The following is a 23,202-nucleotide window of genomic DNA, read 5'->3' on the forward strand; positions in this document are numbered from 1 at the left end:
CAGCACCAGATCAAGTCCGGACTTTCTAAAGGCTTATGACCTCATTTCAAACATAACATCCGTTCGCAGCGCGTATTTTACACCCGACACAACTGGATCGCCTCGATGTGACAATGGGTGATGGAAAAACAAGACCTTGCCTACAGATGGCTGAATTGTGAAATCAGAAAAGTGAAAAGGTGAGAATATATCAGCAAAGCTGGTTCCACCTCCTACGTATCCTTCATTGAGGTAAATCATCATTGTAAAGCGGCTCACAGAACCATCCGGGCTGCGGTATTCGCCGTCTTGGTGCCAGTCAAAGAACTGTCCTGGATAATAGCGGTATAGCCGGAACCGCTCATTCAATCCAACCGCCACCGCCTCCTTGAAAGGACTTGCGAAGGAGCCTCTTGCCTTTAGCCACAAAGTATCTGCAAGCGTTGGGTCATCAAAAATCACCCGATCATTATTCCGAATGTCCGGAACTGTCTCAGCACCACGTTCAGTGCTGATTTTTGCCTTTTCAAACCCGCGATTATGGGCTCTGGCAATCATATCTTTGCAGAATTCTGCAGATACGAATTCAACCGTCTCAAAAATACGGCCATGTAGTACTTCTGGAATGTTCACTTTATCTACTCCGGAATGACACAGTACGAAAGATCGTCAAAGTCATGCCAGAGGCATTAATGGTGCCGCCCCCGCAGAAGGGAGTGATGGCAATAAGGTTTGTGCATGCGCGTTTTCATAATGCCATCGCTAGCCGTCTGCGGATCTTCTGTCAATCTTTGCGGAAAACCTAGATTTCCTCAACATCCTCAACCCCATCCAGGCTTTTGATCGCGCCCTTGATCTGCGGATTGATGGGGAAATACTGCCCCAGATCCAGTTCCACATCCCCCGGCAGGCCCGCATCGCGTAGGTACATCAGCACCTCTCCCCGGCTGGCATTCTTGGCGGCGGCCCTGGCCTCTTCCAGCACGGTGGCAACGGTCGCCACTGCGGCGGGTTCGGTCACATACACCCGCAGGCTGCTGTTGCCAGCATCGGCCACAGCGGCATCAATGGGACCAACGGATCGTGCCAGCAGTTTCAGCTGATCAGCTTCCACCGTCGCCTCGGCGGTCAGCACCACCTTGCCACCGGTCACCAGATGTTCGCGGCTTTTCTCTAGCGCCTCAGAGAACAGCGTGATCTCAAACCCGCCGGTGGTGTCGGATAGTTGGGCAAAGGCAAACCGGTTCCCGCGCGCCGATTTCCGTTCCTGACATCCGGCGACAACGCCGGCCATCTTGGCCAGAAACGGCCCACGCTTGGCCTTTTCCAGAACCTCATCCAGCGTCATCACACCCTTGCGCTTCAGCGCCGGCATATAGTCGTCCAATGGGTGGCCGGACAGGTAGAACCCAATCGCCTTAAATTCTTCGCTCAACCGTTCGGCTGGCAACCAGTCCGGTGTACCAGACATGCGTGGCTCGGGCAGATCCTCGCCCGCATCGCCAAACAGCGACACCTGGTTCGAGTTCTTCTGCTCATGGATCGCATTCGAGTAGCTGACCAAGGGCTCCAGGCTGTCAAACACCCGGCGGCGGTTGGGATCCAGCTGGTCAAAGGCCCCAGCCCGCGCCAGCATTTCCAACGGCCGCTTGCCCACCTTCTTCAAATCCACCCGGCGGGCAAAATCATACAAAGTCGCAAAGGGCCGGTCATCGCCATCAGCGCGGCGCGCATCGGTGACCAGCTTCATCGCCTCAACGCCGACGTTCTTCAGCGCGCCCAGCGCATAGATCAATTCGCCATTGATCACGTTGAACATCGCCTCAGAGCGGTTCACGCAGGGCGGAATATAGGGCAGACCCAGCCCCTTTTTTACCTCTTCGAAAAACACCGCCAGCTTGTCGGTCAGATGAATATCGCAGTTCATCACCCCGCCCATGAACTCAACCGGGTGGTTCGCTTTCAACCAGCCGGTCTGGTAAGACACCACCGCATAGGCCGCCGCGTGGGATTTGTTGAAGCCGTAGTTGGCGAATTTCTCCAACAGATCGAAAACTTCCGAGGCCTTTTTGGGTGGAACCCCGTTTGCAGCCGCGCCTTTTTCGAACTTGGGGCGTTCGGCGTCCATCGCCTCTTTGATCTTCTTACCCATCGCCCGGCGCAACAGGTCAGCGCCGCCAAGGCTGTAACCCGCCATCACCTGGGCAATCTGCATCACCTGTTCCTGATAGATGATGATGCCCTGGGTTTCGGCCAGCAGATGGTCGATCAATGGGTGTACCGAGGTGATCTCTTTCACCCCGTTCTTGACCTCACAATAGGTCGGGATGTTCTCCATCGGGCCGGGACGATACAGCGCCACCAGCGCCACGATATCCTCGATACAGTTGGGTTTCATCCGTTTCAGCGCGTCCATCATGCCGCTGGATTCCACCTGGAACACCGCCACCGTTTTGGCGGCTGCATACAGCTTGTAGGTGGGGATATCGTCCAGTGGGATGGCGTTGATCTCGTTCACCGCCCCTTCGGGTGGGTCATAGAGCTGGGTGCCATCCGCAGCGATATGCAGATCGCGCCCCTCGCCCTTGATCAAGTCCACCGCGCTTTGGATCACGGTCAGGGTCTTCAGACCCAAGAAGTCGAACTTGACCAACCCCGCCTGTTCCACCCATTTCATGTTGAACTGGGTGGCGGGCATATCGGACCGTGGATCTCGGTACAATGGCACCAGCGCATCCAGCGGTCGGTCGCCAATCACCACCCCCGCCGCGTGGGTACCGGCCGAACGCAACAGCCCCTCGACCTGCATGCCGTATTTCAGCAGCCGGTCCACAACCTCTTCGTTCTTTGCCTCTTCACGCAGGCGCGGCTCTTCCTTCAGGCTGTCCACAATGGACATCGGCTTGACGCCCTCAACCGGGATCAGTTTCGACAACCGGTCCACCTGGCCATAGGGCATCTGCAGCACCCGCCCCATGTCGCGCACCGCCGCCTTGGACAACAGCGCACCAAAGGTGATGATCTGCCCCACCTTGTCGCGGCCATATTTCTCTTGCACGTATTTGATCACCTCTTCGCGGCGATCCATGCAAAAGTCGATGTCGAAGTCGGGCATCGACACCCGTTCCGGGTTCAAAAAGCGTTCGAACAGCAGCGAATAGCGCAGCGGATCAAGGTCGGTAATCGTCAGCGCATAGGCCACCAGTGACCCCGCACCCGAGCCCCGCCCCGGCCCAACCGGAATATTGTGGTCCTTGGCCCACTCTATAAAGTCGGCAACGATCAGGAAGTAACCGGGAAATCCCATGCCTTCGATAATGCCCAACTCAAAATCAAGCCGTTCCTGATACTCCTCCAAGCTCACCGCGTGCGGGATTACCGCCAGTCGCTTTTGCAGGCCAACGTTAGCGATGCGGCGTAGTTCGGCCACCTCGTCATCAGCAAACTTGGGCAGGATCGGATCGCGCAAATACGCCTTGAAGGCACAGCGTTTGGCAATCTCTACCGTATTTTCAATCGCCTCGGGCAGATCGGCAAAAAGCGTGACCATTTCTTCTTGGCTCTTGAAGTAATGCTGCGCGGTCAACCGCCGCCGACCTTCGATCTGGTCGACATAGGCACCCTCGGCGATGCAGATCATCGCATCATGCGCTTCGTACATCTCGGTATTGGGGAAATAGACGTCATTGGTCGCGACCAGCGGCAGGTCCATCGCATAGGCCATTTCCACATGGCCGCGCTCTGTCAGTTTCTCCGCCTCAGGCTGGCCACCCTCCCCCGGATGGCGCTGCAGTTCCACATACAGCCGGTCCGGGAAAATCGCCTTTAGCCGATCCATCAGCTCCTGCGCCGCAGGACGTTGCCCCATCTGCAACAACTGCCCCACAGGGCCGTTTGGACCACCCGTCAGACAGATGAGACCACCGGAGTTAACCTCCAGTTCCTCCAGCGTCACATAGGGCAGCTCGCTCCCTTGCCGCATATACAGGCAAGAGTTCAGCTTCATAAGATGCTCGTAACCCGCCTCGTTCTGCGCCAAGAACACCATGGACGCGGGCGGTCTGGGCCGCTCACCCGGTGCCGGTTCGGCAAACCGTAGATCCACCTGACAGCCGACAATCGGCTGCACCCCCGCGCCGCTGGCCGAAACGGAAAACTCAAGCGCTGAGAATAGGTTGTTACTGTCCGTCACCGCAATCGCGGGCATATCGTGCTTTTTGCACAAATCAGGCAACTTTTTCAGCCGCAACGCCCCCTCTAGCAGAGAGTATTCGGTGTGGGTGCGCAGGTGAATGAATCGAGGAGAGCTGGTCATAACGGCAAACTAGCCCAATGCGACTGCACAGTGAAAGCTGATTATCTGAGTCGCATTGTCCACGTTTTTAACAGAATATCCCCGATGATTGTTCCGGTTTTCTTGAAAGTGTTATATCACCCTCAAGGAGAAGAAACGCATTAACCCCATGTAATCAAAAGGGAACAAAGCAAAAACTGGACTATTTAACACACCAATTCACCTAGTATTACTGCAGCGCAGAGTACCTTTTCCTTGCCATACTAAGGATCTGCTTCCTACGCTGAGTACAGCAAGCGACACGCCCGCCATTTCTTCTACGTCGCATCGAAGGATGGCAATTCGGCAAAACAATGTAACGCGACGGGTTTCAACAATGACAATCACCTTTCACTTAAACGGTGAGGAGGTAACGCTGCCGGACGCTGAGCCGACAGTGACGCTGTTGGATTGGCTTCGTGAAGAGCGCCACCTTACAGGAACCAAAGAAGGCTGCAACGAAGGCGATTGCGGCGCCTGTACAGTTATGGTGACGGATCCCAACGGCTCCAAATCCCTCAACTCCTGCATCCTGTTCCTGCCACAGCTAAACGGAAAATCCGTGCGCACCGTCGAAGGTGTCGCCAGCGAGACTGGTGAGCTGCATCCGGTGCAGCAAGAAATGATCACCCACCACGGCTCACAGTGTGGATTCTGCACTCCGGGATTTGTGATGTCGATGGTCACCGCACACAAGAACGGCGCTACCGATCACGACGATCAACTGGCCGGCAACCTGTGCCGCTGCACCGGCTATGCCCCCATCATCCGCGCCGCCGAAGCGGTTGAGGAACAGCCAGTTCCCGTCTGGATCAAGAAAGAAGGCACCGAGCTCCCCGCCCCAGCCGACGCCGGTGAATTTTCGCCGCGCTCATCCGATGAGCTGGCCAAAGTCTATGCCGACAACCCAGATGCCGTTCTGGTCGCTGGTGCTACCGATGTGGGCCTTTGGGTCACCAAGGGCATGCGCCAGCTGGATCCTGTGATCTTCCTCGAAGGCTGCGCTGATCTGAAACAGGTTGAGGTCACCGACACCCATGTCCGTTTGGGTGCCATGGTCGATATGAATGCCATGCGCGATGTCATGGAACCCCTGCACCCGTCTTATGGTGAAATGATCCGCCGTTATGCCTCGATGCCGGTCCGCAACGCTGCCACGGTTGGTGGCAACATCGCCAATGGCTCCCCCATCGGGGATAACCCTCCGGCGCTGATTGCCCTAGGCGCCACCTTGCACCTGCGCAAAGGTGACAGCCGCCGCGACATCGCACTCGAAGACTTCTTTATCGAATACGGCAAGCAAGACCGCCAAGTTGGCGAATTTGTCGAGGCTGTCAGCTTCCCGCGTCAGGACGACACGCTGCGCGTCTACAAGATCTCCAAACGGTTTGATCAGGACATCTCTGCCGTACTCGGCGCGTTCAACGTTACTGTCGACAAGGACACCGTTTCCTCGGCCCGCATCGCATTTGGCGGCATGGCCGGTACACCGCATCGCGCCACCCACGTGGAAAACGCCCTGATCGGCCAGCCCTGGACCGAAGAGACCATTGCAAACGCCATGACAGAGTTTGGCACGGACTACACTCCAATGACCGACATGCGCGCCTCGGCTGACTACCGCTTGCAAAGCGCCAGCAACCTGCTGGCCCGATATTTTGCCGAGATGAATGGCGAAACGACCTCGGTTCTGGAGGTGGCGCTATGAACGACCTGAGCAACAAAGGCCCCGTCGCCAAGCCCCTGCCCCATGACGCCGCGCTGCTGCATGTGACCGGCAAGGCCCGATATATCGACGACATCCCAATGCCCGTCGATTGCCTGCACCTGGCTTTTGGCACCTCTCCCATCGCCAAGGGCCGGATCCAATCGATGGATCTGTCCGAGGTCAAGGTCAGCAAAGGCGTGGTCGCAGTATTGGTCGCCGACGATCTGCCCTTTACCAACGATGTTTCACCGTCGATCCACGACGAACCGCTGCTGTCTGACGGCACCGTCAATCATGTCGGTCAGCCTGTGTTTCTGGTGGTTGCCACCAGCCACAACCTCGCCCGTGCTGCGGCCAAAAAGGGTAAGATCGACTACACCGAAGAAACCCCGATCCTGACCATGGACGAAGCGATGGCTGCCAACAGCCGGTTCGAAGACGGCCCGCGCATCTACACCAAGGGTGATCCCGCTGCCGCCATTGATGCCGCCCCGCGTAGTGTCGAAGGCACCTTTGAAATCGGCGGCCAAGAGCACTTTTACCTCGAAGGTCAGGCCGCGCTGGCACTGCCACAAGAAGGCGGCGACATGCTGGTGTCCAGCTCAACCCAGCACCCCACCGAAATCCAACACAAGGTGGCCGAGGCCATTGGTCTGCCAATGCATGCGGTCCGGGTTGAAACCCGCCGTATGGGTGGTGGCTTTGGCGGCAAGGAAAGCCAGGGCAACGCACTGGCCGTATCCTGTGCGATTGCTGCGCGCCAAACCGGCAAGCCCTGCAAGATGCGCTATGACCGCGATGATGACATGATCATCACCGGCAAACGGCACGAGTTCCGCATCACCTACCGCGCTGGTTTTGATATTGACGGCCAGCTGCTGGGGGTCGAATTCCATCACATGACCCGCTGCGGCTGGGCTCAGGATCTGTCACTGCCCGTGGCCGACCGCGCCATGCTGCACGCCGACAACGCCTATGCCATCCCGGCCATTCGCATTGAAAGCCACCGCTTGAAAACCAACACCCAAAGCGCCACCGCCTATCGCGGATTTGGCGGCCCACAGGGGATGGTTGGGATAGAGCGCGTGATGGATCACATTGCCCATGATCTGGGACTAGATCCGGTCGAGCTGCGCAAGCGCAACTACTATGACGCGCCAAACAACCGGGTCCGCGCTGACAACACCACGCCCTACGGCATGGAAGTCACCGATTTTGAGCTGCACGGTATGACCGAACAGCTGCTTGAAACCTCGGACTACGCTGCCCGCAAGGCTGAAATTGCCGAGTGGAACAAGGGCCAGACCCGGCTCAAGCGCGGCATCGCCTTCTCGCCGGTCAAGTTTGGCATCTCCTTCACCCTTACCCACCTCAATCAGGCGGGTGCGCTGGTGCACGTCTATCAGGATGGTTCGGTCCACTTGAACCACGGCGGCACCGAAATGGGTCAGGGTCTGTTCCAGAAAGTCGCCCAGGTTGCCGCCTCGCGCTTTGGTGTTGGCATGGACGTGATCAAGATCACCGCCACCGACACAGCCAAGGTGCCCAATACCTCCGCCACTGCTGCCTCGTCGGGGTCTGACCTGAACGGCATGGCAGTCAAAGCCGCATGCGACACCATCCGCGACCGCATGGCCGAGTTTTTGGCCGAACGTCACCAGTGCGATGCCAAGGCTGTTAAGTTCGAAGACGGTCAGGTCATCATCGGTGATGATGTGATGACCTTCGAGGACGCAGCCTCGCAATGTTACCAAGGCCGTATCAGCCTGTCGGCAACCGGGTTCTACAAGACACCCAAGGTTAAATGGGACCGGATCAAGGGCCAAGGGCGGCCATTTTTCTACTTCTCCTATGGCGCGGCCATTACCGAGGTAGTCGTGGACCAACTCACTGGTGAAAACCGTATTCTGCGCACCGATATCCTGCATGATGCCGGCGCCTCGCTGAACCCGGATCTGGATATCGGTCAGGTCGAAGGTGCCTATGTTCAGGGCTCCGGTTGGCTGACCACCGAGGAGCTGGTTTGGGACGACAAGGGCAGCCTGCGCACCCATGCGCCGTCGACCTATAAAATCCCGGCCTGTTCCGATCGCCCCGATGTGTTCAATGTGAACCTGTGGGATGGTCGCAACCCCGAGGATACGATCTATCGGTCCAAGGCGGTGGGCGAACCGCCCTTCAATCTGGGCATCTCGACCTTCCTTGCGCTTAGCAACGCGGTGTCGGCTTATGGCGACGCCTATCCGGCGCTGGATGCCCCGGCCACAGCCGAACAGGTTTTCACCACCATCCGGAGAGTTCGTGATGGGGTTTGACCTACAGGGTCTGAAATCCGCGGTGGCCGCCCACGGGCGTGTCACCCGGGTTGTCATCGCCGACATTCGCGGCTCCTCCCCTCGCGAAGTCGGTGCGGCGATGCTGGTCTGGTCTTCGGGCCAGTCCGGCACCATCGGCGGCGGTACTTTGGAATACGAGGCCGCCGAGACCGCCCGCGCGCAAACCAACGACCGGGTACTAAGCAAACACGCCCTTGGCCCCGATCTGGGCCAGTGTTGCGGCGGGGTCGTCTATTTACTGAGCGAAGTTTACGACGCCGAGGCCGTGGCTGCGCTAGATAACGAAATCATAACGCGTGCGGCCAAACCCGAACCTATGCCATTGGCCGTGAACCGGGTGCTGGCCAAGATGCGCAATCAGGGACAACGCCCCGAACCGCAGCTGGTTGATGGCTGGATGATCGAGCCGGTGCACAAGCCCGATACGCCCCTGTGGATCTGGGGTGCTGGCCACGTTGGCCGTGCCTTGGTCAATGTGCTGTCGCCGCTGCCCGATCTGGACATCACTTGGGTTGATACCGCACCGGATCGCTTCCCGGAGGATATCCCCGAAAGTGTCACTGTTGTTCCAGCGGCGGACCCTACTATTCTGGCGCCCCATGCACCTGAAAATGCTCAACATTTGGTTCTGACCTATTCCCATACGCTGGATCTGGCGCTATGCCACGCATTGTTAGAGCACAAATTTTCTTTTGCTGGTCTCATCGGCTCGGCCACCAAATGGGCGCGGTTCCGTTCGCGCCTGGCCGGGCTGGGACACAGCACCGGGCATATCGCCCGCATAACCTGCCCAATTGGCGATCCGTCATTGGGCAAACATCCGCAGATGATTGCGGTCGGCGTCGCAGCTGAAATCCTGCGAGCGGGCGCAAAGGAAGAGTTGAGGGAGGATCAACGCGCGTGACTGTTCCATTGCTAAGCCTGCAAGGGCTCACCAAGGCCTATCCCGGCGTCGTCGCCAATGACACGGTGTCGTTCGACATCGGTGTCGGCGAAGTACATGCCCTGTTGGGGGAAAACGGGGCTGGTAAATCGACCCTGGTGAAAATGATCTATGGGCTGGTGAAACCAGACAGCGGCCAGATGCTGCTGAACGGCGAACCCTTTGCCCCACCAGAACCCCGCATTGCCCGCGCCGATGGCATCGCCATGGTGTTCCAGCACTTCTCGCTGTTTGACGCGCTGAACGTGTCGGAAAACATCGCGTTGGGGATGGAGAATCCCCCCAAGATGGCCGATCTCGCCTCGCGTATTCGCGAAGTGTCGGAAAACTACGGCCTGCCGCTGGATCCGTATCGCACTGTTGGTGACCTGTCTGCCGGTGAACGCCAACGGGTCGAGATCATCCGCTGCCTGCTGCAGGATCCCAAGCTGTTGATCATGGACGAACCCACATCCGTGCTGACCCCGCAAGAGGTTGAGATCCTGTTCCAAACGCTGCAGAAACTGCGGTCCGAGGGCACCTCGATCCTGTATATCTCGCACAAACTGGAAGAGATCCGCACCCTGTGTGATCATGCCACCATCCTGCGACTGGGCAAAAACGTCGGTGAATGTACACCTGCTGAAACATCAGCCCGCGATATGGCTGAACTGATGGTTGGCTCCACCCTGCACACCCCTGAAAAATCAGGTCGTGAGTTTGGCGAAGTTGCGCTGGATATTTCCGGACTGTCGGTCCCGTCACCGTCTGAATTTGGCACCGCGTTGAAAAACGTGCACTTGAGCGTGCGCAAAGGCGAAGTGCTGGGCATTGGCGGCGTTGCTGGCAACGGTCAGGATGAATTGCTGAATGTGCTGTCGGGTGAAACCACCACCCAAGCAGATGCTGTCAAACTGAACGGTGCACCAATTGGCAACCAAGGGCCCGTCGCCCGCCGCCGTCTTGGCGTACTGGCCGCGCCCGAAGAACGTCTGGGCCACGCCGCCGCTCCGGACATGAGCCTGACCGAAAACGCCATGCTGACTGGATCAGTGCGTCAAGGGCTGGAAAACAACGGCTTTCTCGATTGGGGCAAGACCCAAAGCTTTGCCGAAAAAATCATCGAAGCCTTTGATGTACGCACTCCTGGCCCCGAAAACGCTGCGCGGTCGCTATCCGGCGGCAACTTGCAGAAATTCGTAATTGGTCGTGAGGTGCTTCAAGACCCTGATGTGTTGGTGGTGAACCAGCCAACCTGGGGTGTTGATGCCGCTGCGGCTGCTGACATTCGCCAATCCCTGTTGGATCTGGCTGCCAAAGGCGCAGCAGTAATCTGCATCAGCCAGGATCTGGACGAGTTGATGGAAATCTCGGACAGCTTTGCGGCGTTGAACGAAGGTCGGTTAAGTGCGTCACGCAGTGCCGTTGGCCTGACAGTGGATGAGATCGGCATGATGCTGGGCGGCGCCCATGGCATGGAGGTGGCGCATGTCTGATCTGTCACCTGCGACAATCGCCTTTGGCGAGAGTATTTTTAGCAAAAAGAAGCAAGGGGTCGCGATATGATCGTGCTTGAGAAAAGGCCGCAGCCATCGCGCGCCTGGTCACTGGCGACGCCGCTGGTGGCGGTGCTTGCCACGATGGTGTTTGGTGGATTGCTGTTTGCGACACTTGGCAAGAACCCTGTAGAGGCCATCGCGACAATTTTCTGGGAGCCGCTGTTTGGCGAGTTTTCATTTTACTATCGCCCGCAATTGCTGGTCAAAGGCGCACCACTGGTGTTGATCGCCATTGGCCTAAGCCTTGGCTTCAAGGCTGGCATCTGGAACATCGGCGCCGAGGGGCAATACATCATGGGCGCCATTGTCGGCGCTGGTATTGGCCTGGCCTTCTACCCGATGGAAGCCTGGTACATTTTCCCGCTGATGGTAATCGGTGGCGCACTGGGCGGCTGGATCTGGGCAATGATCCCGGCCATTCTGAAAGTGCGGTTTGGCACCAATGAAATTCTGGTATCCCTGATGCTGGTCTATGTCGCCGAACAGCTGCTGGCCTCGGTCTCGCTTGGTCTGCTGAAAAACCCCGAAGGCTTTGGCTTTCCGGGCAGCCGCAACCTACAAAGCTACCCCAGCGCCTTTAACGCCGACCTGATCGAAGGATCCGGTATGCACTGGGGCGTGGTCGCAGCGCTGATCGCGGTGATCTTTGCCTATATCCTTCTGAACCGTCATATGCTGGGCTTTCACATCCGCCTGACCGGTGAAGCACCCCGCGCCGCCCGCTTTGCTGGCGTGAACCCTTCGCGCCTGATCCTACTGTGTTTGGGCATGTCGGGCGCACTGGCCGGATTGGCTGGCTTGTTCGAAGTTGCTGGACCTGCAGGGCAAATCAGCATCGACTTTAACGTCGGCTACGGTTTCACTGCTATCATCGTAGCCTTTCTGGGCCGCCTGCATCCTGTTGGCATCCTTCTGGCCGGTGGCCTGATGGCGCTGACCTATATCGGCGGCGATATTGCGCAATCTAATCTGGGCCTGCCTTCGGCGGCGATCCAGGTGTTCCAGGGCATGCTCTTGTTCTTCCTGCTGGCGCTGGACCTATTGACCAATTACCGCGTGACTTTGCGCAAATCGGAGGTGGCGTGATGAAGGCCATCTCTCAACGTTTCGCGAAAGCCGCTGCTATCAGCTTTGTAGCCCTAGCTGTTCTTTCACTAACTCCCCTCGCGTTTCTTCCGGCTTTTCTAGGCACCGCCGGATCTAGCTGGGGAGGTTTCGCTTTCCTACTCGTGGTATGTGGAGCCCCCTTTGCCGGTTTCCTGTTCGCCGCAATCTTCTCTCGCTCAGGTGAACGACTTGGCGAAAGGGCTGCTCTGGCCGGGACCTGGACTGGGGTAATCACCGGCTCGCTATTCGGTATAAAATTCTTGGGAGCCGTGTAATGGACCTTTCTGCAATTAATCCCGTCCTGCTGATCGCCTCGCTTATGGTGGCAGCAACCCCTATCCTGCTGGCCGCAATTGGCGAACTGGTGGTGGAAAAGTCCGGGGTGCTGAACCTTGGTGTCGAAGGCATGATGATTGTCGGAGCGATCAGCGGCTTCGCCATTTCCGTGGAGAGCGGCTCACCTTGGCTTGGGTTCCTCGCCTCGGCCGTGGCAGGCGCCGTGTTTTCCCTGCTGTTTGTCATTCTGACTCAGTTTGCACAGGCCAACCAAGTGGCCAGCGGCCTGGCGCTTACGCTGTTTGGTCTAGGCCTGTCAGCCCTGATGGGGCAAAGCTATGTGGGTATTCGCCCGCCACAGATGGGCACCCTGGATATTCCGGTGATCAGCGACCTGCCGGTGATTGGCCCCATTCTGTTCAGCCATGACCCGATCCTGTACCTTGGTATTGCACTGACCGCTGCGGTCTGGGCTCTGCTGAAATACAGCCGGGTCGGACTGGTGCTGCGGGCTGTGGGTGAAAATCACGAAGCCGCCCATGCGCTGGGATACAAAGTGATCCGCATCCGTACCATGGCCATCCTGTTTGGCGGTGCCTGTGCTGGTTTGGGTGGTGCCTATATCAGCCTGATCCGGGTACCACAGTGGACCGAAGGCATGACTGCCGGTGTGGGCTGGATTGCCCTGGCCTTGGTGGTGTTTGCCAGCTGGAAACCATGGCGCGCACTACTAGGTGCCTATCTTTTTGGCGGTGTTACAGTTGTGCAGCTGAATCTGCAGGCTGCAGGCGTTGCCATCCCGGTCGAGTATCTGGCAATGTCGCCCTATGTGATTACAATCATTGTGCTTGTCATCCTTTCGGCCGACAAGAGCAGTGCGCCCGCCTCGCTGGGCCGCAACTTCCACGCCTCGCGATAAGAGGCCCGAAATTCCCACCCTCCGACCTGTTCGGGGGGTGTTCCAAACTGCCCCACCACTTGGGGCCAACTAAAAACCAACCTGGGAGACTTTTGATGAAACTAACCAAACTTCTGACAAGCGCTGCGATGGCTTTAGGCCTGGCAACTGGCGCAATTGCCGAAGACAAAACCAAAATCGGTTTTGTTTACGTTGGCCCCGTGGGTGACGGCGGCTGGACCTATGAGCACGATCAGGGCCGCAAGGCTGTTGTTGCGGAATTTGGCGACAAGGTTGAAACCTTCTACGTTGAAAACGTAGCAGAAGGCCCCGACGCCGAGCGTGTGATGACTCAGATGGCACTGGAAGGTGCAGACCTGATCTTTACCACCTCGTTTGGCTATATGGATCCAACCATCAACGTTGCGAAAAAGTTCCCGAACGTTCGGTTTGAGCACGCTACCGGTTATAAAACCGCACCAAACGTGTCGACCTATTCGGCTCGTTTCTACGAAGGTCGCGCCGTTCAGGGCACCATCGCGGGCAACATGACTAAAAGCAACATTGTTGGCTACATCGGCTCGTTCCCGATCCCCGAAGTGGTCCGTGGCATCAACTCCGCCTATATCCACGCCAAAAAGGTCAACCCTGATGTAGAGTTCAAAATCGTTTGGGCCTTTACCTGGTTCGACCCAGCCAAAGAAGCAGATGCCGCCAAGGTTCTGATCGAACAGGGCGCTGACGTGATCCTGCAGCACACCGACTCCACCGCTCCACAGGCTGCGGCGCAGAAGGCTGGCAACGTGATCACCTTTGGTCAGGCCTCCGACATGGCCGAATACGGTCCACTGCCACGCGTGTCCTCAATCATCGATGACTGGGGCCCCTACTATGTTGCCCGTACACAGGCTGTAATGGACGGCTCATGGGAAACCGTGATGACATGGGACGGCATCGGCGCTGGCATGGTTGGCATCGGCGAAATCTCTGACGCGGTTCCGGCTGACGTCAAAGAAGCTGCTCTGACTCTGAAAGCCTCGCTGGCTGATGGCTCCTACCACGCCTTTACCGGCCCGATTAACAAGCAGGACGGTTCTGCCTGGTTGGCCGAGGGTGAAGTTGCTGATGACGGCACACTGGCTGGCATGAACTTCTTTGTCGAAGGCATAGAAGGCGACATCCCGCAGTAAGCGGATCGCTTGTGAAATACACAAAGGCCCGTCATTTTGGCGGGCCTTTTCTATTTAAACAAATGGGCAAAATACTCTGCGCGCTGCAAACATTGGTTGGCAATCGCTTCTGCTGGTCCCAACCTCTGGCATGCTATTGAGCGATGACCCTTGGTAGTTCACTTCGCCACAAAGGAACGGATTGTCCGCCATTGCCTTCCCTTGCTGACCAAAGCGAAATCACGTCCAGCAAGTCCCCTTTTCTAACGGGTTTGCTCAGATAATCGTCCATTCCATTATCAATAAACTTCTCCCGGTCTCCGGCCATAGCGTTTGCGGTTAATGCGATAATCGGACAGCCCGGCAACCCATGTTCCGCCTCATAAAACCGGATCTCCTTGGTCGCCTCTATACCGGTTAATTTTGGCATCGAAATATCCATAAAAATAAGGTCTGGATGATGGGCCACAAATTGCCGCACAGCATCGCTGCCATCCTCAGCAATGATAATTTCTGTATCGGGGAGCTTCAGCATCTTTTGAAGTACAAGCCTGTTGGTACGGTTATCATCTGCAATCAAAATCTTTCGAGGCACCGACTTCGCTTTATCTTCAGCCATAGCCAGGTCGTGCTTGATTACCGCCGGTGCTTCACAATCCTCATTCTGCGAAAAGAGCTCTATGTTTTGCGCAATTTTGAATCCGCATCTGAAGGTGAAGGCTGACCCCTTGTTCACTTCGGATTGCACCTGAATATCTCCGCCCATCAAGCGCGACAGGTCAGACGCAATTGCCAACCCTAGTCCGGTCCCACCAAAGTTTCGACCGTCACCTTCATTCACTTGTGCAAACCTGTCAAAGATGTGGCGCAGCTTGTCTTCCGGAATGCCGATCCCGGTATCCCGTACCGCGATTTCTAACGCTGCGATCCCTTGTTCCGTTGTACCAGTGACTTGCACTGTGACGCTGCCATCTGAGGTGAATTTCTCGGCGTTTCCAACCAAATTGGTAATGATTTGCCTGATGCGCCCTTCATCTCCAATCAGATGCCTGGGAAGTTCGGCATCATAATCCATCACCAACTTTACATTCTTGTTTGATGCCCGCTGTGATAGCAAATTTAGAACACTTTGTACCAAACGCTCGAGATCAAAGGCCCCTTCATCCAGCTCAACTTTTCCGGCCTCAAGCTTAGAAAAGTCCAAGATATCATTGATAATCACCAACAGAGACTGACCAGAATCTGAAATAGTCTGAACAAACAGCTCTTGCTCCTCGTCCAATTCAGTCTCCTTTAACAGCGACGTCATTCCCAACACGCCGTTCATTGGAGTGCGGATTTCATGGCTCATAACCGCAAGAAATTCGGACTTGGCCTTGTTACCGGCCTCGGCAGCAACCGTGCGTTCCTTTACTTCCTGCTCCAGCTCTCTTTCGCGTATCATCGCCTCACGAAAAACGCCCAGAGCCCTTACCATCGCGCCAATTTCATCGCGACGCTCTTGTCCTGTGATAGGGTTCGAGGTTTCACCTTTTGCAAGGTGCCCCATGGATCGGGTAACGGACCTGATTGAATTGGCAATGCGAGACCCGATGAACCATGCCAAGCTGGTACCAAGGATCAAAGCTATCATAACTGAAATCGAAAGTGCCGCTTTAGTGGTCTGGGCAGTACGCTCGTTCTGAGAGCTCCGTATTTCCATCAGTCTGGCTTCCACGGTCGTAAAGGCGGCCATGATCTCACGGAACTGATCAAAAAACATTTTCCCGCGGGCCTCGCCGACATGGATTGCCATATCATCCATGGTCTTAGCAGTGCCAATCGCGCGACGCAGGTCCAGCGCGGGTTCAACGATGTTGCTACGCCACTCGGTATTGAGACGTAGAATTTCTTTAACTCGGACGGCCTGCGTTCGATTTTTTTGAACGGCCAAATACAGTTCATTCACAAGCCGATGAAAAACCACCTGCCCTGCTTCAAAAGGTTCAAGAAATTCCGGATCGCCCGCGAGAAGAAACCCGCGCATACCAGTCTCCATGTCAACGGCCGCCGCTAGGGCGCCCAGTGCCATCTCTATCACGTGGTGGCTTTGTTCAGCCAACTTAGCCACCTTGTCGGCAATCTCGGCATTGGTTAACCCCTGAGCGCTTTGGCGTGAAAGCACTTTGATTCTCTTTTGCAGAAGCACCTCCTCTGCGGCGATGAAAACCCCGACCTGCAGGCGAAAGGTATCAAAATACACCTTGCCTTCGCCCTTCCTGACCATTCTTGCCATTGTGTTCATTGTTGCGGCAGTATCGATTTCACGCCGCAGCAAAATTTGCTGTTCAGCGACCTCTGTTTGCCATTGCTTCAACACCTGCTCTGCCTCAAGTAGCCTTGCCACTTGGTTCGGATCATCGCTGACTTGATCTCTCAGCTGGGCCATGGCTGCGTAGGCCTCATTTAAACCCTGCTCGTACGGTTCCAGAAAGGTTTCTTTGCCTGCCAAAAGGTAACCGCGCATGCCGGTTTGCATATCCACCGCTGCCGCAATAATTATTTGGGCCTGTGCCATTGCCGCCTGACTGTGATGCACCCAGCGGGCAGTTTCTGACATTCGGTTCAGGTTCAGACTGGCAACAATGCCAATCCCAATCGTAAGGAATAGAGGGGCCGCAGCCACCATCATAACTTTGGTCTTGGTGTTAAAATTTGAAAATGAAATTAGTTTCTTCATGCCCAAAGGGTATTTTCCGTCAATCATTGATGCAGATTCCTTTTTAGGCTTCGACGACAAACAATGTACCCAAACATTAACTATTCCATTTACAGCCAAGGAACGCATCGCGCGCGTCACCCGCACCATAAACCGGATTTTTGATCACCATTTCAAAATGATAGTCGGATTGCATAATGCTTACGTCAATTTTGGAACCCAATGTCCTTTTACATTTATTGGATTTTTTACACTTCCCCTAATGATCGCTGCATTCAATCTGTTGTTGATCGCTTTAATGGGTACCGTTGACGTTATACTCCCACCGGATGTCAAAGGGTTCCTCATGAACCACCCGTCACGGACAAAGTGATTATCTTCACTTGATCCGCCAGTCGGGCATAGCAGCCAATCGCTTGACAGCCTGCTGCCAATCCCGCATCAAACGCGCACAGGGACTGAGCCCCTGCCGCTCGCGGGTCTGTCCCTTGGTGAAGCCTCAATCACACAAACAAAACCAACTTCCGTTTCTTGCGGTCTGTTGAAATGCGAGCACCAGCCTGAAATCCGCACCTGAACACTGAACGAGGTTTTAGATGTCTGAAAAATTACCCCCCGCACCCGCTGCGGGGCCAGATCACGACGGTCCGCAGGTTGATAATATCTATCTGTCCGGGCCGATCCTGCCACTATTCCTGAAAACCGCGCTGCCTATCGTGTTGGTCATGGTGGTGAACGGGCTGTTTACCGTGGTTGATGCCTATTTCCTGGGGATTTATGTCGGCAAAGATGCCGTTGTCTCGGTCACGCTGATGTTTCCGCTTTATGTGATGCTGGTGGCGCTTTCGACCCTTGTGTCCAACGGGTTTTCATCAATCTATGCGCGCCGCATCGGCGCAGGCGAACACACCGAAGCACAGGTAATTTTTGGCAGCGCGCTGCAACTGGCGCTGCTGGTCTGTGCGGTTCTGGTTATCGGGTTTTCAGCATTTGGATCGCAACTTGCCCTATGGATCGCAAATGGATCACAGACCCTTGCCGATCTGGGCTGGGGCTATATGGCAATTTTGATCTTCTGCTCGCCGCTGGCCTTTGTGCTGGCAATCAACATTGATGCCCTGCGCGCCGAAGGCTTGCTGCCAGCGATGGCTGCAGTCACCTTGCTTGCGGCGCTGTTGAACATCCTGTTTGATTGGTTGTTTGTGGTGAAGTTTCACTGGGGAGTGAACGGATCGGCCTATGGTACGGTGCTGTCGCAGATCTGTGGCCTGGCCGCGATCTTGATATTCCGCGCCCGGACCGGCACCGGCCAACGCTGGTCGATAACAAAACTGGTGCATCGCTACTGGCCTGAACTGCTTGCCCTCGGTGCACCCTCTAGCTTGGGATACATCGGTCTGTCTTTGTCGGCAGGCATCACCCTGTACAGCCTGCAGGTTTGGGCCGGCGATCAGTTTGAACCGATCAGTGGCGCCTTTGGTATCCTGACCCGTTTGCTGACATTCACGTTTCTGCCGTTGCTGGGCCTCAGCTTTGCCTATCAGTCAATCGTCGGAAACAACTTTGGTGCCAATCGACAGGACCGGGTTCGGTCCACGAATAAGTTGGTGATTACAATTGCGTTTGGTTACTGCGTCGTGGTGCAGCTGATGTACCTAACAGCAGCCCCGTGGCTAGGGGGCGTGTTTGTTGATGACGCACAGATCCAACGTGAACTGGCGCGCATTCTGCCAATCGCAACCCTCACCACGGTTTTGTTTGGCCCGTTGATGATGATTGCCACCTATTTTCAGGCCATCGGAGACGCCGCTCGGGCCGCAGTTCTGGGGCTTTCCCGGACCTATTGCTTTTCGATACCTTTGATCCTCGCGCTCCCCTACCTACTGGGAGAGCCTGGCATCTGGTACGCCGGAGTCATAGCCGAGTGTATGGTTCTGATCCTGACCATCACTGTGCTGGTCCGGTTACCGCGAAAATCCACGGCGCTGTCATAACTAACCCCGTCAGGCCTCGTAACTGAGGCCTGATAACCCTGCCAAAGCCACCCTTTCACACAGTATTTAGCCAGTGTCGAAGAGTGCTTTCCTTCCTTGATCTCGTGCAGCCCACGCTCACTTGGGATGGCCCCGTTATGGGTGGTACGGCAAGCCCTAGGTAAGACTGCAGTTGACAGCACGCTGGCGGGTTCTTTTTGTTTAAAAGCTGGGTGTGCGAAACAATCCCCACACAACGGTAATTGTCCAAAAAGTTCGACGATGGCACCCGTCATGCAAAGCATATGCTTGAACGCCCAGTTGAAAAAACGGCGCCTTTTGCGACACAATTTTCAAACAAGCCTATGTAATAGGTGAGCCATAGTGCCTTGTTGAACTGCAAGAAATCCGGGTGCCGCACCAATAAGTTGAGCTCGTGCGCCTTCGGCTGTTCGGACCAGCAGTTGGTCGACAGAGTGTCAAGCAATGCAAACGTATGTAGACGAACAAAATATCCAGGAAGCCGAGTTGAAACGGAGCATCAACTTTGGTCGTTTCATGGCACTTTGCAATATTGTCTTGGTCGTCCCTTGGACCATCTACTTCCTTTACCAAGGTGACTGGATCAGCCTCAAGCATGTAACGCTGACAGCAATCCCGGCGTTTTGCTTACTCGGTATGATGTTCACCAGTTTCCACTACCTCGGCCGTTTACTCTGGTTAATCATGCTCGTCGTGTTCACCATGCAGCGGTCTTATTTCCTCGGCATCTATGTTGATGTCGAGCTGACCTCATTGGCGCTTCTGGCACTGCCCTATATGCTGTTTTCATCGCTTAAAGAGCGCAGAACACAAATCATTATGTCGGTCGTGGTGGTTCTCTGTGCAACTGTATCGCTGAGCTTTGATTTGTTGGGATGGCATCCCAACCGCCCCATACTGCCAAACGTCGTGCCGGAACAAAGCGATTTTGGTATTCGGATAACCATAATCGCGCTGCTCATGGCGCAGTTGTCTTACTTTGTGTACCTCAATCGCAAACTAACCGAGGGGCTGCCAGAAACACTGCGCAAAGCCGACCAAGCCGCCAAAGCAAAGAAGCAATTCCTTGCCAATATGAGCCACGAGATCCGAACGCCAATGAACGGTATGATCGGCATGCTTGAGGCGCTGGAAGTAGAGGGGCTACGAGAAAGTCAGCGCCCGCTTGTCGGCACCATTCGAAATTCTGCTCTCTCACTCTTGCGCATAATTGACGACATTCTGGACGCCAGCAAGATCGAAGCCGGCAAAATGGATGTTGCCCAATCCAGGATGGAGCTCGTTCCTATTGTCGAAGGCGCATCGCAAACACTGCGGGTGATGGCCGATGACAACAATGTACAAATTATGCATTATTTTGACACCAACCTCCCCCATTGGATCGTCGGAGACTCTGGCCGTTTGCGGCAGATATTGCTGAATATGCTCAGCAACGCAGTGAAATACTCCTCGTCAAAGCTGACCAATCGCCACGGCGTCATCTGGTTTCTGGTTGGTCTAAATGGTGATGGAGATTTGCAGTTTTCTGTCCGCGACAACGGTATCGGTATGAATGCCGAGACGCTTGACGCTATTTTTGATCCCTTTGTGCAGGGAAAAAAGCAGACGAGAATGCAGGTTGTGGGAACCGGTTTGGGTTTGGAAATCACCCGCAATCTTGTCACACTAATGGGGGGAACAATCACCGCCGAAAGCACCGAAGGCGAAGGATCAGAGTTTATTGTTGTCTTACCTCTGATCAGGGCAGAAGGACCACCAAGCTACCCTGATATCGCAGATCGCAAAATTATCTACTTCCAAAATGAGCGCGACACTTCCCAGAGCTTTTTACGGGACTTTTTCCAGGCGTGCAAAGTAGAAGCGACACTTGCTCGGTCATTTGCTGACGCACTCGCAATAGGCCATCAGCAGGAACGGCCATTGTTTTTGCTGCGACCCAATGATCTGGACGCCTCTCAAAGTACCCACGAAGCCCTGCGCACAGAACTACCAAGCGCTCGGTTTCTCATTCTGTCTGCGTCGCGTGCAGCTCGCTATGGCCACGTTTCGGATGATACATACCGGATTCAGGTCCGGCCAATTATGGTCTCAGAATTCGTTAAGGGCATCGACGTGATGACCCGGCCGGATACATACAACGGAGAACGTTCTGAACAGTCAAAGCCCAATGAACACACTGGGACTAATACACTTGATCTGAACATGCGGGTCCTTGCAGTCGAGGACAACGAAATTAATCAGGCCGTGTTGTCCAAGCAATTAGAGCTGCTTGGTATTTCCTTTGACATCGTCTCCAATGGCCAGGAAGGGTTCGATCACTGGAAGGCAAAAGATTATGATTTGATCATCACAGATTGCCAAATGCCGATTATGGATGGCTTTGAAATGACCGAAGCAATACGAACCGAAGAGGCGCAAACAAAATTGCCTCGAACCCCCATTATCGCCATCACAGCAAATGTAATGGAGGTTAATGCAGAGGCATGTCGGCAAGCAGGCATGGATGGGACACTACGTAAGCCAGTTGAATTGAACGAACTCCGACGCAAGCTAACCAGATTTCAGCAGGTCTGATCTGCCCGTTGGCCAAGTCTCACGGCTGCTATGGCGCCGATCTATGATCCAGCAGGCCCGCCACTACCCATCCACACAATACTTGGCCAAGGTCGAATAGTGCTCGCCATCCTTGATCTTGTGCAGTTCACAGTCACCCGGGATCGTGTCGGCCAGGGCCAGTGACATTTCCAACGGTGCCCAGCTGTCCTTGGTGCCGTGCCACAGATCCACCGGGCATTTGATTTGCTCCAGCACCTCGGACCAGTCGCGCACATAGGCCTTAACGATCCGGCGATAGTCCCAGGGGTAGCGGCGATAGCTGTTGTCCAGCGACTGTTTCAGCGCCTGCCGAAACGCAGCATCTTTGAGCAGTTCCTTTTCCTGCCAGCCGCATTTGGCAAACAGGGACTTGATCAGGAAATCAGGGAACATCCAAAAGATAAGCCCCTGCAGCATGGTTGCCCCGGCAAAGACCAGCGGCAGTTTACTCGCCATTTTAAACACCGGTGCCCCGGCCATATGCGGCAAGAACTCTCCCATCTGCAGCGGAGCCGCAGGTGAGATCAGGCTCAGCCGTTTGACCCTTTCGGGGCGGTTTGCGGCGATATGGCAGGCCACCATCGCTCCAATAGAAAACCCGATCAGGTACACGGGCGCATCATTATCCGGCACCATCTCGTCAAACTGGGCGGTCACGGTTTTGCCCAGATCATTCCAGCTCTTGGTGCCTTCGAACAAATTGGGAGTCAGCAGCTTGGCCCCACTTGGCAATCCATCAACAACCAGTTCCGCATCAGCCGGACTGCCCGGTACACCGTGGCAAAAATAGTAGATTGGCGCGGATGGCTCCCGGGTGACTGGGCGCATGGTGCATTCCTTAGATGGTTGGTGCCTACAGCCTTGCTAAAATTTTCACCAAACCGCAAGCCATTGTCCTGCGGCTTTTTTATGTGGTGCTCATAAACAGGCCGTGATGACCTTGGACCTGGGGTCACTCGGACCTAAAAACCTGCCAGGCCAACAGGACCCGCGACGCTGCAGTGACAAAACATAGGCCCCCAAAGATCCAAGCGAGTACCGAGAAGGACGCAGGCCAGAGCAACAGGATCGTGAAGAACAGGATTGTTTCCGCACCTTCCAGCAGCCCACCCGTGAAATACAGAGTTTTCACACCGCGCGCCGTGCTGATCATTTTGCGTTTTTCGGCCAGCACCGCATAGCCCAAAAAGCTGGCCCCATTCACATAGAACGAAGTCAACAGGAACGCGCCTGCCGCCCCATTAGTCACCGGGTCCAGCAGGACAAAGGCTAACGGAACCGCGCCGTAGAACAGGAAATCGCAGGTGATATCCAGATAGCCACCAAAATCGCTGGGCGCAGTGGCGCGGGCAACCGCACCGTCCAGACCATCGGCCAATCGCGACAGAAGCATCGGAAGCAATGCCCAGAATGTCAGCCCCTTGGCAATCAGCACGGCTGAGAACAGACCAAGACACAGCCCGGCCAGCGTCACCTGATTGGCACTTATGCCCACACGGGCCAAAGCGCGTCCCTGAACATTCAGGACAGGGTCAATAAGGGGGCGGATCTGCGCGTCAAACATGGTGTCTGGTAGCCCAAATCAAGGTCAGGCCACCAGACACTTT

General features: G+C 55.6%; 15 protein-coding genes. 10 read left to right on the forward strand and 5 right to left on the reverse strand.

Annotated features, from left to right (window positions below):
- Positions 1-33: 33 nt before the first annotated feature.
- Together AC2T28_RS19085 and dnaE are read right to left on the reverse strand one after the other, a co-directional pair.
- Positions 34-612, reverse strand: a complete 579-nt coding sequence (locus AC2T28_RS19085) for a 2OG-Fe(II) oxygenase (protein ID WP_486750239.1) — start codon at positions 610-612, stop codon at positions 34-36.
- Positions 613-781: 169 nt separating this feature from the next.
- The gene (dnaE, locus tag AC2T28_RS19090) at positions 782-4,294 is read right to left on the reverse strand and encodes a DNA polymerase III subunit alpha (RefSeq protein ID WP_486750240.1); all 3,513 of its coding nucleotides are present in this window, start codon (positions 4,292-4,294) and stop codon (positions 782-784) included.
- A gap of 355 nt (positions 4,295-4,649) precedes the next feature.
- Here dnaE and xdhA point away from each other — a divergent pair, with 355 nt between their 5' ends.
- From xdhA to AC2T28_RS19125, 7 genes are all read left to right on the forward strand, one after another.
- Positions 4,650-6,020, forward strand: coding sequence for a xanthine dehydrogenase small subunit (gene xdhA, locus AC2T28_RS19095; RefSeq protein ID WP_486750241.1), 1,371 nt, complete (start codon positions 4,650-4,652; stop codon positions 6,018-6,020).
- On the forward strand, positions 6,017-8,335 hold the full coding sequence (xdhB, locus tag AC2T28_RS19100) for a xanthine dehydrogenase molybdopterin binding subunit (protein ID WP_486750242.1): 2,319 nt from the start codon (positions 6,017-6,019) through the stop codon (positions 8,333-8,335). Before xdhA ends, xdhB begins: the two co-directional genes overlap by 4 nt.
- Positions 8,325-9,260: a xanthine dehydrogenase accessory protein XdhC gene (gene xdhC, locus AC2T28_RS19105; protein WP_486750243.1), complete on the forward strand. Its 936-nt coding sequence runs from the start codon at positions 8,325-8,327 to the stop codon at positions 9,258-9,260. Before xdhB ends, xdhC begins: the two co-directional genes overlap by 11 nt.
- Positions 9,257-10,774, forward strand: a complete 1,518-nt coding sequence (locus AC2T28_RS19110; RefSeq protein WP_486750244.1) for an ABC transporter ATP-binding protein — start codon at positions 9,257-9,259, stop codon at positions 10,772-10,774. Before xdhC ends, AC2T28_RS19110 begins: the two co-directional genes overlap by 4 nt.
- A gap of 66 nt (positions 10,775-10,840) precedes the next feature.
- Positions 10,841-11,923 (forward strand): ABC transporter permease, encoded by a 1,083-nt coding sequence (locus tag AC2T28_RS19115; RefSeq protein ID WP_486750245.1) that lies wholly within the window; start codon positions 10,841-10,843, stop codon positions 11,921-11,923.
- Positions 11,924-12,218: 295 nt separating this feature from the next.
- The gene (locus tag AC2T28_RS19120) at positions 12,219-13,139 is read left to right on the forward strand and encodes an ABC transporter permease (RefSeq protein WP_486750246.1); all 921 of its coding nucleotides are present in this window, start codon (positions 12,219-12,221) and stop codon (positions 13,137-13,139) included.
- Between the two features lie 95 nt (positions 13,140-13,234).
- Positions 13,235-14,308, forward strand: coding sequence for a BMP family ABC transporter substrate-binding protein (locus AC2T28_RS19125; protein WP_486750247.1), 1,074 nt, complete (start codon positions 13,235-13,237; stop codon positions 14,306-14,308).
- A gap of 133 nt (positions 14,309-14,441) precedes the next feature.
- Here the strand turns inward: AC2T28_RS19125 and AC2T28_RS19130 are convergent, their stop codons facing one another.
- The gene (locus tag AC2T28_RS19130) at positions 14,442-17,006 is read right to left on the reverse strand and encodes a CHASE3 domain-containing protein (protein ID WP_486750248.1); all 2,565 of its coding nucleotides are present in this window, start codon (positions 17,004-17,006) and stop codon (positions 14,442-14,444) included.
- On the opposite strand from AC2T28_RS19130, the gene AC2T28_RS19135 reads away from it, so the two are divergent.
- The 3 genes from AC2T28_RS19135 to AC2T28_RS19145 all read left to right on the forward strand — a co-directional run bounded on the left by AC2T28_RS19135 (position 17,005) and on the right by AC2T28_RS19145 (position 21,574).
- Complete coding sequence (locus AC2T28_RS19135) at positions 17,005-17,358, forward strand: hypothetical protein (protein ID WP_486750249.1); 354 nt, start codon at positions 17,005-17,007, stop codon at positions 17,356-17,358. The two genes, AC2T28_RS19130 and AC2T28_RS19135, sit on opposite strands and share 2 nt — an antisense overlap.
- 223 nt (positions 17,359-17,581) lie before the next feature.
- On the forward strand, positions 17,582-18,979 hold the full coding sequence (locus tag AC2T28_RS19140) for an MATE family efflux transporter (RefSeq protein ID WP_486750250.1): 1,398 nt from the start codon (positions 17,582-17,584) through the stop codon (positions 18,977-18,979).
- 465 nt (positions 18,980-19,444) lie between these two features.
- On the forward strand, positions 19,445-21,574 hold the full coding sequence (locus tag AC2T28_RS19145) for a hybrid sensor histidine kinase/response regulator (protein ID WP_486750251.1): 2,130 nt from the start codon (positions 19,445-19,447) through the stop codon (positions 21,572-21,574).
- A 63-nt stretch (positions 21,575-21,637) separates the two neighbouring features.
- Here AC2T28_RS19145 and AC2T28_RS19150 read toward each other — a convergent pair whose 3' ends face one another.
- Together AC2T28_RS19150 and AC2T28_RS19155 are read right to left on the reverse strand one after the other, a co-directional pair.
- Positions 21,638-22,423 (reverse strand): alpha/beta hydrolase, encoded by a 786-nt coding sequence (locus AC2T28_RS19150; protein ID WP_486750252.1) that lies wholly within the window; start codon positions 22,421-22,423, stop codon positions 21,638-21,640.
- A gap of 124 nt (positions 22,424-22,547) precedes the next feature.
- Positions 22,548-23,159 (reverse strand): CDP-alcohol phosphatidyltransferase family protein, encoded by a 612-nt coding sequence (locus AC2T28_RS19155; protein ID WP_486750253.1) that lies wholly within the window; start codon positions 23,157-23,159, stop codon positions 22,548-22,550.
- Positions 23,160-23,202: the final 43 nt, after the last annotated feature.

Source organism: Parasedimentitalea nitratireducens, assembly GCF_057444295.1.